The sequence below is a fragment of the Pseudomonas sp. 8_5_2 genome (genome assembly GCF_059295255.1).
This window is the reverse complement of sequence record NZ_CM181238.1, coordinates 4,026,079-4,038,701: the sequence shown is the minus strand read 5'-3', so window position 1 is coordinate 4,038,701 and position 12,623 is coordinate 4,026,079. Positions and strand designations below refer to the sequence as shown.

Sequence of the window (12,623 nt, the reverse complement as noted above, 5' to 3'; positions counted from 1 at the left end):
CAACCGTGATGTAGCCGCAGGAGAGCGCATGAACGTTCAGACCACCCTTGAGCCAAGCGTACCGCAGCGACTGGCGCGCGTGCGCCAGACCATGGCCGCCGGCGGCATCGATGCCTTGCTGGTGCCTTCGGCTGACCCGCACCTTTCCGAATACCTGCCCGGTTACTGGCAGGGGCGCCAGTGGCTGTCGGGGTTTCACGGCTCCGTGGGCACGCTGGTGGTCACCCCTGACTTTGCCGGCTTGTGGGTCGACAGCCGCTATTGGGAGCAGGCGGAGCATGAGCTGGCCGGCAGCGGCATCGAACTGATGAAGCTTGTGCCGGGCAAACCCGGTGCGCTGGAATGGCTGGGTGAAAACGTCAAGTTGGAGGGTAGCGTCGCGGTGGATGGTGCGGTCATGGCCCTGGCGTCGGCACGCCAGTTGGGCGAACGGCTCAAGGCCCGTGGGGCGCGACTGGTGACGGACCAGGACGTGCTTGGGCAGGCCTGGGAAGGGCGCCCGGGTCTGCCAGGTAACCCGGTGTACCAGCACTTGCCGCCACACGCCACGGTGAGCCGGGCGGAAAAGCTCGCGCAGCTGCGCAAGGACATGCACGCCAAGGCGGTCGACTGGCACTTCATCGCTACCCTCGATGACATTGCCTGGCTGTTCAACTTGCGGGGCAGCGACGTCTCCTATAATCCGGTGTTCTTGGCATTCGCCCTGATTAATCAGCAACAGGCCATCCTTTTTGTCGGCCCGGACAAGCTCGATGCGCACCTGCGTCAGGTGCTGGCGGCCGACGGCATCGAGGTGCGCGACTATAACGAAGCAGGCCAGGCGCTGGGTGCGGTACCGGCCAGCGGCCGGCTGTTGGTGGATCCGGCGCGGGTCACCTGCGGCTTGCTGGATAACCTGCCTGCAGAGGTGGAGCTGGTCGAGGGGGTCAACCCCACTACCCTGAGCAAGTCATGCAAAGGTGGCGAAGACCTGGTGCACATTCGTCAGGTGATGGAGCAGGACGGCGCTGCCCTATGCGAATTCTTCGCCTGGTTCGAGGCCAGCCTGGGGCGGGAAGTCATCACCGAGTTGACCATCGACGAGCAACTGAGCGCTGCGCGTGCACGCCGCCCAGGTTTCGTTTCGTTGAGCTTCTCGACCATCGCCGCTTTCAATGGCAATGGCGCGATGCCGCATTACCGTGCCACCGAGCACGCACATGCGGTCATCGAGGGCGATGGTTTGCTGCTGATCGATTCGGGTGGGCAATACCTGGGGGGTACCACCGACATCACCCGCATGGTGCCGGTGGGCGAGCCCAGCCTTGAACAGAAGCAGGATTGCACGCGCGTACTCAAGGGCATGATCGCGTTGTCGCGCGCCAGCTTCCCGCGCGGGGTGCTGTCGCCGTTGCTCGATGCCATCGCCCGGGCTCCGCTGTGGGCTGACCAGGTCGATTATGGTCACGGCACGGGGCATGGGGTGGGCTATTTCATGAACGTTCATGAGGGGCCGCAAGTGATTGCCTACCAGGCGGCAGCCACGCCGCAGACCGCGATGCAGGCGGGCATGATCAGCTCGATCGAACCGGGCACGTATCGCCCCGGCCAGTGGGGCGTGCGCATCGAAAACCTGGTAGTCAACCGTGAGGCGGGCAAGAGTGCCTTCGGCGACTTCCTGAAATTCGAGACATTGACGCTGTGCCCGATCGACACCCGCTGCTTGCTGCCCAAGTTGCTGGCCGAGGAAGAGCTGCAGTGGTTGAACGACTATCACTCCACGGTGCGCGAGCGCCTGGCGCCCCTGCTCAATGGCGAAGCGCTGGCCTGGCTGGAGGCGCGTACCGCACCCCTCTAAGGAGCAAATTAAAAGGGCAGCTTCAGCGCTGCCCTGTTGCTACTTGCAGACGACGATCATGCTGCGGCTGGTGTAGCCCGCCGGGTTGATCCCGAACAGGTAGTCACCCTGCTCTTCGTCGGTGTCACCTGAGCGGGCGATGACCCTGTAGCCTCGTGCGCTGCACGAACTCGCGGCCTTGCTGTAGCACTTGTCCCATGAGGAGGAGAGGCCAGAGCAATTGATATGCAGCCCCTTCTTCCCGCGTTTGACCTCAGTCTTGGCCGTGGCGGCACATCCAGCAATTGCCAAGATGGCCAGGATGAGCAAAATACGTTTCATTCCTGTCCTTAAATGCAGGGCGGTCCAGTGTCTGGCCCTGTCGTTATCGCTTCGAATCTTCCTGAAAGTTCCCCAGCGTCCGTGGTCGGCTCAGTAGATAGCGTAAAGATGATGATTCTGTGACAGCTTAATCAGCGAGACGGGTCGCTTCAATCACTATTCCCGTCTCAAATGAAAATATTTCTCATATCAGTCTGCGGCGATGGCCGGGCTCGGCTCCTTGCGCATGGACAGGGTCGTACCGACCGAGGCGGTAATGATTGCCAGAATCGCCAGCCACTGGGTAACCGTCAGCACCTCGCCGAGGAACAGCAGCCCGGACAGCGCACCGAACGCCGGTTCGATACTCATCAGGGTGCCGAAGGTGCGCGCCGGAATGCGCGTAAGGGCAACCATTTCCAGGCTGTAGGGCAGGGCGGTGGAGAGTATTGCGACTCCAATCGCCATCGGGATCACGGCGGGCGTCAGGAGTGCGGCGCCGGCGTGGACAATACCGATGGGGGCGACGAACAGGGCGGCGACCACTACCCCTAGCGCCGCAGTCTGGATGCCGTGTTCGGCGCCGGCACGCTGCCCGAACAGGATGTACAGCGCCCAGCAGACACCAGCGCCCAGGGCGTAGGCAGCGCCCACCGGGTCGAGTGCCTGGCCGCTGTGGCCTGCTGGCAGCAACAGCAGCAGGCCGGCGATGGCCAGGCCGATCCACACGAAGTCGATCGCCCGCCGCGAGGAAAAGATCGCCACTGCCAGCGGGCCGGTGAACTCCAGCGCAACGGCGATACCGATCGGTACGGTTTGCAGCGCCATATAGAAGAGGAAGTTCATGCCGCCCAGGGCCATCCCATAGATGATGACATTGCGCAGTGCGCTGGCAGTCATTCGCACTCGCCATGGCCGCAGGATCAACAGCATGATGATGCTGGCGAAGATCAGGCGCAGGGTGGTGGTGCCTTGAGCGCCGATGATGGGGAACATGCTTTTGGCCAGGGAGGCGCCGGTCTGGATCGAGGCCATGGCGATGAGCAGCAGGCCGATCGGGAAGAGGGTAGCGGCCAGGCTGCGGGGCTGGGTGTTCATTTAGGTGGGGGAATCCTTGGGCGGGCTTGGGGGTGTGCGCAGTATAGTGCGCAAAGGTGGTTGGGTGGTGCAAGGGGGTTGTGGCGGGCACCTGGCGGTCTTGATATGGTCTTTTCCCCGTATATTTTACTTTCTTGAAATTAAAGGTTGACGCCCTTTCGAATCCCCTTATAATGCGCCCCACTTCCAGCGACAACGGAACGACAAACTCCTTGATATTCAACGAGTTAGGTAGTTCAGAAGATGCTGTAAGGGCTTCGATCGAAAGATCGGCAGCGGTGATAAAGGCAGTTGACAGCGGATTTAAACGCTGTATTATTCGCCTCCCGCTACGAGTGATCGCAGCGAGCCAAGTGTTTGAAGCTAAACGAGTTTATCGGGAAAACTTCAAAATAAACGCTTGACAGGCTCTGAGGAAAGCGTAGAATGCGCGCCTCGGTTGAGGCGAAAAGCTCTTAACCAAACGCTCTTTAACAAATTGAATCAAGCAATTCGTGTGGGTGCTTGTGAGTACGGACTGATAGTCAGAAAGATTATCAGCATCACAAGTGACCATGCGAGAAATCACATAGTCATTTGAGATTGCTGAGCCAAGTTTAGGGTTTCTTAAAAACCCAAGCAGTATTGAACTGAAGAGTTTGATCATGGCTCAGATTGAACGCTGGCGGCAGGCCTAACACATGCAAGTCGAGCGGATGACGGGAGCTTGCTCCTGGATTCAGCGGCGGACGGGTGAGTAATGCCTAGGAATCTGCCTGGTAGTGGGGGACAACGTTTCGAAAGGAACGCTAATACCGCATACGTCCTACGGGAGAAAGCAGGGGACCTTCGGGCCTTGCGCTATCAGATGAGCCTAGGTCGGATTAGCTAGTTGGTGGGGTAATGGCTCACCAAGGCGACGATCCGTAACTGGTCTGAGAGGATGATCAGTCACACTGGAACTGAGACACGGTCCAGACTCCTACGGGAGGCAGCAGTGGGGAATATTGGACAATGGGCGAAAGCCTGATCCAGCCATGCCGCGTGTGTGAAGAAGGTCTTCGGATTGTAAAGCACTTTAAGTTGGGAGGAAGGGCAGTAAGCGAATACCTTGCTGTTTTGACGTTACCGACAGAATAAGCACCGGCTAACTCTGTGCCAGCAGCCGCGGTAATACAGAGGGTGCAAGCGTTAATCGGAATTACTGGGCGTAAAGCGCGCGTAGGTGGTTTGTTAAGTTGGATGTGAAAGCCCCGGGCTCAACCTGGGAACTGCATCCAAAACTGGCAAGCTAGAGTACGGTAGAGGGTGGTGGAATTTCCTGTGTAGCGGTGAAATGCGTAGATATAGGAAGGAACACCAGTGGCGAAGGCGACCACCTGGACTGATACTGACACTGAGGTGCGAAAGCGTGGGGAGCAAACAGGATTAGATACCCTGGTAGTCCACGCCGTAAACGATGTCAACTAGCCGTTGGAATCCTTGAGATTTTAGTGGCGCAGCTAACGCATTAAGTTGACCGCCTGGGGAGTACGGCCGCAAGGTTAAAACTCAAATGAATTGACGGGGGCCCGCACAAGCGGTGGAGCATGTGGTTTAATTCGAAGCAACGCGAAGAACCTTACCAGGCCTTGACATGCAGAGAACTTTCCAGAGATGGATTGGTGCCTTCGGGAACTCTGACACAGGTGCTGCATGGCTGTCGTCAGCTCGTGTCGTGAGATGTTGGGTTAAGTCCCGTAACGAGCGCAACCCTTGTCCTTAGTTACCAGCACGTTATGGTGGGCACTCTAAGGAGACTGCCGGTGACAAACCGGAGGAAGGTGGGGATGACGTCAAGTCATCATGGCCCTTACGGCCTGGGCTACACACGTGCTACAATGGTCGGTACAGAGGGTTGCCAAGCCGCGAGGTGGAGCTAATCTCACAAAACCGATCGTAGTCCGGATCGCAGTCTGCAACTCGACTGCGTGAAGTCGGAATCGCTAGTAATCGCGAATCAGAATGTCGCGGTGAATACGTTCCCGGGCCTTGTACACACCGCCCGTCACACCATGGGAGTGGGTTGCACCAGAAGTAGCTAGTCTAACCCTCGGGAGGACGGTTACCACGGTGTGATTCATGACTGGGGTGAAGTCGTAACAAGGTAGCCGTAGGGGAACCTGCGGCTGGATCACCTCCTTAATCGACGACATCAGCCTGCTGATGAGCACCCACACGAATTGCTTGATTCATTGTAAAAGACGATCAAGACCCAAAGTTGTACCGTTAGGTCTGTAGCTCAGTTGGTTAGAGCGCACCCCTGATAAGGGTGAGGTCGGCAGTTCAAATCTGCCCAGACCTACCATTTTGATTGGAATGGTGAGCACCCCATGCCTCTGGATAAAGAGAGGTGAGGACGGCTCTTCTGCAGTTCAAATCTGCCCAGACCTACCATTACATGGTTTAGCCGCAGAATACGGGGCCATAGCTCAGCTGGGAGAGCGCCTGCCTTGCACGCAGGAGGTCAGCGGTTCGATCCCGCTTGGCTCCACCACTTTCGCTGTACACAGTCACTTGTCAGAACTTAGAAATGAACATTCGTGAATGAATGTTGATTTCTGACTTTTGTCAGATCGTTCTTTAAAAATTCGGATATGTGATAGAAATAGACTGAACACCAGTTTCACTGCTGGTGGATCAGGCTAAGGTAAAATTTGTGAGTTCTGCTCGAAAGAGCGACGTGCGAATTTTCGGCGAATGTCGTCTTCACAGTATAACCAGATTGCTTGGGGTTATATGGTCAAGTGAAGAAGCGCATACGGTGGATGCCTTGGCAGTCAGAGGCGATGAAAGACGTGGTAGCCTGCGATAAGCTTTGGGGAGTCGGCAAACAGACTGTGATCCAGAGATCTCTGAATGGGGGAACCCACTCAGCACAAGCTGAGTATCTTGTACTGAATACATAGGTGCAAGAGGCGAACCAGGGGAACTGAAACATCTAAGTACCCTGAGGAATAGAAATCAACCGAGATTCCCTTAGTAGTGGCGAGCGAACGGGGACCAGCCCTTAAGTTGGTTTGAGATTAGTGGAACGCTCTGGAAAGTGCGGCCATAGTGGGTGATAGCCCCGTACACGAAAATCTCTTATCAATGAAATCGAGTAGGACGGAGCACGAGAAACTTTGTCTGAATATGGGGGGACCATCCTCCAAGGCTAAATACTACTGACTGACCGATAGTGAACCAGTACCGTGAGGGAAAGGCGAAAAGAACCCCGGAGAGGGGAGTGAAATAGATCCTGAAACCGTATGCGTACAAGCAGTGGGAGCCTACTTGTTAGGTGACTGCGTACCTTTTGTATAATGGGTCAGCGACTTATATTCAGTGGCGAGCTTAACCGAATAGGGGAGGCGTAGCGAAAGCGAGTCTTAATAGGGCGTTTAGTCGCTGGGTATAGACCCGAAACCGGGCGATCTATCCATGGGCAGGTTGAAGGTTAGGTAACACTGACTGGAGGACCGAACCGACTACCGTTGAAAAGTTAGCGGATGACCTGTGGATCGGAGTGAAAGGCTAATCAAGCTCGGAGATAGCTGGTTCTCCTCGAAAGCTATTTAGGTAGCGCCTCATGTATCACTGTAGGGGGTAGAGCACTGTTTCGGCTAGGGGGTCATCCCGACTTACCAAACCGATGCAAACTCCGAATACCTACAAGTGCCGAGCATGGGAGACACACGGCGGGTGCTAACGTCCGTCGTGAAAAGGGAAACAACCCAGACCGTCAGCTAAGGTCCCAAAGTCATGGTTAAGTGGGAAACGATGTGGGAAGGCTTAGACAGCTAGGAGGTTGGCTTAGAAGCAGCCACCCTTTAAAGAAAGCGTAATAGCTCACTAGTCGAGTCGGCCTGCGCGGAAGATGTAACGGGGCTCAAACCATGCACCGAAGCTACGGGTATCATCTATGATGATGCGGTAGAGGAGCGTTCTGTAAGCCTGTGAAGGTGAGTTGAGAAGCTTGCTGGAGGTATCAGAAGTGCGAATGCTGACATGAGTAACGACAATGCGAGTGAAAAACTCGCACGCCGAAAGACCAAGGTTTCCTGCGCAACGTTAATCGACGCAGGGTTAGTCGGTCCCTAAGGCGAGGCTGAAAAGCGTAGTCGATGGAAAACAGGTTAATATTCCTGTACTTCCAGTTATTGCGATGGAGGGACGGAGAAGGTTAGGCCAGCCTGGCGTTGGTTGTCCAGGTTTAAGGTGGTAGGCTGAAATCTTAGGCAAATCCGGGATTTCAAGGCCGAGAGCTGATGACGAGTTGCCTTTAGGCGACGAAGTGGTTGATACCATGCTTCCAAGAAAAGCTCCTAAGCTTCAGATAACTGGGAACCGTACCCCAAACCGACACAGGTGGTTAGGTAGAGAATACCAAGGCGCTTGAGAGAACTCGGGTGAAGGAACTAGGCAAAATGGCACCGTAACTTCGGGAGAAGGTGCGCCGGCGAGGGTCAAGGACTTGCTCCGTAAGCCCATGCCGGTCGAAGATACCAGGCCGCTGCGACTGTTTATTAAAAACACAGCACTCTGCAAACACGAAAGTGGACGTATAGGGTGTGACGCCTGCCCGGTGCCGGAAGGTTAATTGATGGGGTTAGCGCAAGCGAAGCTCTTGATCGAAGCCCCGGTAAACGGCGGCCGTAACTATAACGGTCCTAAGGTAGCGAAATTCCTTGTCGGGTAAGTTCCGACCTGCACGAATGGCGTAACGATGGCGGCGCTGTCTCCACCCGAGACTCAGTGAAATTGAAATCGCTGTGAAGATGCAGTGTATCCGCGGCTAGACGGAAAGACCCCGTGAACCTTTACTATAGCTTTGCACTGGACTTTGAATTTGCTTGTGTAGGATAGGTGGGAGGCTTTGAAGTGGGGACGCCAGTTCTCATGGAGCCATCCTTGAAATACCACCCTGGCAACTTTGAGGTTCTAACTCAGGTCCGTTATCCGGATCGAGGACAGTGTATGGTGGGTAGTTTGACTGGGGCGGTCTCCTCCCAAAGAGTAACGGAGGAGTACGAAGGTGCGCTCAGACCGGTCGGAAATCGGTCGTAGAGTATAAAGGCAAAAGCGCGCTTGACTGCGAGACACACACGTCGAGCAGGTACGAAAGTAGGTCTTAGTGATCCGGTGGTTCTGTATGGAAGGGCCATCGCTCAACGGATAAAAGGTACTCCGGGGATAACAGGCTGATACCGCCCAAGAGTTCATATCGACGGCGGTGTTTGGCACCTCGATGTCGGCTCATCACATCCTGGGGCTGAAGCCGGTCCCAAGGGTATGGCTGTTCGCCATTTAAAGTGGTACGCGAGCTGGGTTTAGAACGTCGTGAGACAGTTCGGTCCCTATCTGCCGTGGACGTTTGAGATTTGAGAGGGGCTGCTCCTAGTACGAGAGGACCGGAGTGGACGAACCTCTGGTGTTCCGGTTGTCACGCCAGTGGCATTGCCGGGTAGCTATGTTCGGAAGAGATAACCGCTGAAAGCATCTAAGCGGGAAACTTGCCTCAAGATGAGATCTCACTGGGATCTAGAATCCCCTGAAGGGCCGTCGAAGACTACGACGTTGATAGGTTGGGTGTGTAAGCGCTGTGAGGCGTTGAGCTAACCAATACTAATTGCCCGTGAGGCTTGACCATATAACACCCAAGCAATTTGCTCATGCAGATTGCGGTGGTGAAGATGACACGAACCGAAAGTTCGCACTGTTCACAAAGCATCACAAACATCACATATCCGAATTCGCTGGGCTGTCCATCTGGACATTCTGGCTACAGAATTTCTTGACGACCATAGAGCATTGGAACCACCTGATCCCATCCCGAACTCAGTAGTGAAACGATGCATCGCCGATGGTAGTGTGGGGTCTCCCCATGTGAGAGTAGGTCATCGTCAAGATTCATTTCGCAAAACCCCTATCTGCGCATGCAGGTAGGGGTTTTGTCTTTCTGCCGCTCAAACATCAGCCGTACGCCGCTCCTACAGCATTCGCGCAACCGAGCCATCATGAAATGTCCGTCATGTATGCCTGCTGCAGCACACCACAGTGCTACGCTCGCGAAAACACTCTGCACGGATAATCACCATGGAAATGAACTGGCACCAGGCCCTCCAAGAAAGCCTGAGCTGGCTGGCGATCGCCTCGTTCATCACCCTTGTCTGCTTCACTGCAGCCGCCACCCTGGCCGTACGTTGCACGCGCTGGGGCAGCCAGTTCTGGCAGCTTGCGGGGCCTTATTTCAGTTTCAGGCGCAGTTGGCGGCCGTTGCTGGTGTTTGCGTTGCTGCTGATACTGACGCTGTTCTCGGTACGCCTGAATGTGCTGTTCTCGTTCTGGTACAACGGCTTCTACAGCGCCTTGCAGGCGCTTGACCAGGCGGCGTTTTGGTACCTTCTCGGGGTGTTCGCGGTCTTGGCCAGCATCCACGTGCTGCGCTCGCTGTTCACGTTCTACGTAAGCCAGGCGTTCAGCATTCACTGGCGGGTCTGGCTTACCAAGCGTCTTACCCGCGACTGGATGCACGGCGATGCCTACTACCGTGGCCAGTTCCTCGCCGAGCCGGTGGATAACCCTGACCAGCGCATCGAGCTGGACGTCAACGCCTTCGTCAACAACTCGGTGACGCTGGCCCTGGGGGCGGTCAGCGCGTTGGTATCGCTGGTGGCGTTTACCGGGATCCTTTGGGGGCTTTCGGCACCGTTGGCGGTGGCCGGGATTGAAATCCCCCGAGCGATGGTGTTTGCCGTTTACCTGTATGTCATCGTCGCCACCTGGATTGCCTTCCGTCTCGGCCGGCCGTTGATCCGCTTGAACTTCCTCAATGAAAAACTCACCGCCAACTTCCGTTACGCGCTGATGCGCCTGCGCGAGAATGCCGAAAACATCGCGTTCTACCAAGGGGCCCAGGTTGAGCGTAGTACGCTGCTGGGCCGCTTTGGCGCGTTGATCATCAATGCCTGGGCGCTGGTATTCCGAAACCTGAAGTTCAGCGGTTTCAACCTGGGCATCAGCCAGGTCGCCGTGGTATTCCCGTTCATTTTGCAGGCGCCACGCTTTTTTAGCGGGGCAATCAAGCTGGGCGATGTCATGCAGACGTCCCAGGCATTCGGCCAGGTGCAGGACTCGTTGTCGTTCTTCCGTGAGTCGTATGATGCTTTTGCCCAGTACCGCGCCACGCTTGACCGTCTCACCGGGTTCCTTGATGCGAACGCGCAGGCGAGCGCCTTGCCGCGTGTCCTCACGCACGAGCAGGCTCATGCCCTGGATATCGCCCGCTTGCAGGTGCTGCGCCCTGATGGGCACGCCCTTATCGCCGACCTGAATCTACGCCTGCACGCCGGTCAGGCGTTGCTGATCAAGGGGCCGTCGGGCAGTGGCAAGACCACGCTGTTGCGTGCGTTGGCGGGCCTCTGGCCGTACGCAGAGGGCCAGGTCAACCGGCCGACGGGTCATCAGGCGATGTTCCTGTCGCAGCGCCCGTACTTGCCGCTGGGTGACTTGCGTACGGTGATTGCCTATCCGGCAGCCAGCAAGGCTGAGGATGCCGCGCGCATGCAGCAGGCGTTGCGCCAGGTCAACCTGGCCCACCTGGCTGAGCGTCTCGACGTCAGTTGCGACTGGTCACATATCCTTTCGGTGGGTGAGCAGCAGCGCCTGGCGTTCGCCCGGGTGCTGTTCAACCGGCCTCAGGTAGTGTTCCTCGACGAGTCCACCTCGGCAATGGATGAAGGGCTCGAGCACACGTTGTATTCGTTGCTGCGCTCGGAAATGCCGGGTGCGTTGCTGGTCAGTGTTGGCCATCGCAGCACACTCGCAGGGTTCCATACACATCGGCTCGAGGTCGATGGGGATGGCGGCTGGTCTTTGCTTGAACAGCGACCCGCATTGGCCTAGCGTACCTTTGTGCGCAACAGCGTCACTCCCAACAGCGTGGCGCTGGCGAACCCTGCGCCGACCAGAAAGGTGGCCTGGAACCCTGCACCGTCCCATAACAACCCGGCTACCACGCTGGCTGCCAGCAGCGCCACACCGGTCAACAGGTTGAACACACCGAAGGCAGTACCGCGAAGGTTGGCGGGTGCACTGTCGGCGATCATCGCCGCGAATATGCCCTGGCTGAAGCCCAGGTGCAGGCCCCAGGCAGCAACCCCCAAGGTCAGCCCGGCCCAGCCCGGCAGCAGGGCCAGCAACAGGTCGGCGGCCATCAGCAACCCCAGCCCGGCCACCAATACACCGCGGCGGCCGACCCGATCGGAAAGGACCCCGGCAGGGTAGGCTGACAGTGAATAGGCCAGGGCCATCAGTACCAGGACCGCCGGCGCCCACAACGGTGCCAGGCCCATGTCCTGGGCGCGTAGCAGCAGGAACGCCTCACTGAAGCGGGCCAGGGTAAACAACGTGGCCAGGCTGATCAGGCGCCAGTAGGCTGGCCCCAGACGGACCAGTTCGCGCAGTGCCAGCGGCGCACGCACCGGCCGTGTCATGGTCGGTGTTTCAGGTTCGCGAACGAAGGCAACGAGAATGTAAACCGCCACGCATGCCGGTATCACCGCCACCCAGAACACCGTCTGGAAATGGCTTGCGGTCAGCCACATCAGCCCTATAGCCAGTAACGGTCCGAGGAAGGCGCCCACAGTGTCGAGCGTCTGCCGCAGGCCGAACGCGGCGCCGCGCAATTCGGCGGGCGTGATATCGGCCACCAGCGCATCGCGCGGCGCGCCACGGATACCTTTGCCGACCCGGTCGACGAAGCGCGCCGCAGTCAGCCACTCCAGGCCGGAGGCCAGGGGAAATACCGGTTTGGTCAGCGCACCGAGGCCATAGCCCACTACCGTGAGCAGCTTGCGTTTGCCCATTCGGTCGCTAAGCGCGCCCGAGAACACCTTGGTGATTGACGCGGTGGCCTCGGCAATGCCTTCGATGACACCCACCGCCAGCACTGATGTGCCGAGCACGGTGACCATGTACAGGGGGAGCAGGGCGTGGATCATCTCCGAGGAGATGTCCATGAACATCGACACGAAACCCAGCGCCCAGACGCTTCGGGGGATCTTGGCCACGCTTCGGGCGGTGCTCGCCGGGCTGCTTTCTTCATTGCTGCGCATCAGGGGTCTCTGAACAGTTGCCACGTTCGAAACTGTAGGTGGCAACGTGCTGGATGCAAATCACCAGGGCCACAGGCCGCCATGCGGCCCATCGTGGTCTGCAGACTGCGATACCCAGCTCGCGGTGGTGCCAAAGGCCGCGCGTTTAGCAAAGTTCCGTTACAAACATGTAAACTTCGTAAATAAGATTTAAACTCATTTGAGAATCCCTATATTTACCATCCCTGTTGGCCGCCAAACTGTGTTTGCGGGGCCGGTGGGCGAAGGGCTCC

Annotated in this window: 5 protein-coding genes, 2 tRNA genes and 3 rRNA genes; 7 read left to right on the top strand and 3 right to left on the bottom strand. The window is 57.4% G+C overall.

From position 1 onward, the window contains the following. Window positions 1-28 precede the first annotated feature (28 nt). The gene (locus tag AC5O5R_RS18575) at window positions 29-1,837 is read left to right on the top strand and encodes an aminopeptidase P family protein (RefSeq protein ID WP_172228300.1); all 1,809 of its coding nucleotides are present in this window, start codon (window positions 29-31) and stop codon (window positions 1,835-1,837) included. A gap of 39 nt (window positions 1,838-1,876) precedes the next feature. On the opposite strand, the gene AC5O5R_RS18570 is transcribed toward AC5O5R_RS18575, so the two are convergent. Next, the gene (locus AC5O5R_RS18570; protein WP_172228298.1) at window positions 1,877-2,158 is read right to left on the bottom strand and encodes a hypothetical protein; all 282 of its coding nucleotides are present in this window, start codon (window positions 2,156-2,158) and stop codon (window positions 1,877-1,879) included. 189 nt (window positions 2,159-2,347) lie between these two features. Continuing rightward, window positions 2,348-3,235 carry a threonine/homoserine exporter RhtA gene (gene rhtA, locus AC5O5R_RS18565; RefSeq protein ID WP_172228296.1) on the bottom strand — a complete coding sequence of 296 codons (888 nt, stop codon included), beginning with the start codon at window positions 3,233-3,235 and terminating at the stop codon, window positions 2,348-2,350. 626 nt (window positions 3,236-3,861) lie between these two features. Here rhtA and AC5O5R_RS18560 point away from each other — a divergent pair. The 6 genes from AC5O5R_RS18560 to AC5O5R_RS18535 all read left to right on the top strand — a co-directional run bounded on the left by AC5O5R_RS18560 (window position 3,862) and on the right by AC5O5R_RS18535 (window position 11,140). Next, a 16S ribosomal RNA gene (locus AC5O5R_RS18560) occupies window positions 3,862-5,398 on the top strand. 86 nt (window positions 5,399-5,484) lie between these two features. Next, window positions 5,485-5,561: transfer RNA gene (locus AC5O5R_RS18555), tRNA-Ile, on the top strand. Window positions 5,562-5,674: 113 nt separating this feature from the next. Beyond that, window positions 5,675-5,750 (top strand) — tRNA-Ala (locus AC5O5R_RS18550). Window positions 5,751-5,994: 244 nt separating this feature from the next. Then, window positions 5,995-8,885: ribosomal RNA gene (locus AC5O5R_RS18545) — 23S ribosomal RNA — on the top strand. Between the two features lie 143 nt (window positions 8,886-9,028). After that, window positions 9,029-9,144 (top strand): 5S ribosomal RNA (rrf, locus tag AC5O5R_RS18540). Together the 16S, 23S and 5S rRNA genes with 2 tRNA genes alongside form the textbook arrangement of a ribosomal RNA operon. Before the next feature lie 187 nt (window positions 9,145-9,331). Continuing rightward, entirely contained in the window at window positions 9,332-11,140 is a 1,809-nt protein-coding gene (locus tag AC5O5R_RS18535) for an ABC transporter ATP-binding protein/permease (protein ID WP_172229298.1), read from the top strand. Here AC5O5R_RS18535 and AC5O5R_RS18530 read toward each other — a convergent pair. Beyond that, the gene (locus AC5O5R_RS18530) at window positions 11,137-12,351 is read right to left on the bottom strand and encodes an MFS transporter (protein WP_172229300.1); all 1,215 of its coding nucleotides are present in this window, start codon (window positions 12,349-12,351) and stop codon (window positions 11,137-11,139) included. The genes AC5O5R_RS18535 and AC5O5R_RS18530 overlap by 4 nt on opposite strands. Window positions 12,352-12,623 lie beyond the last annotated feature (272 nt).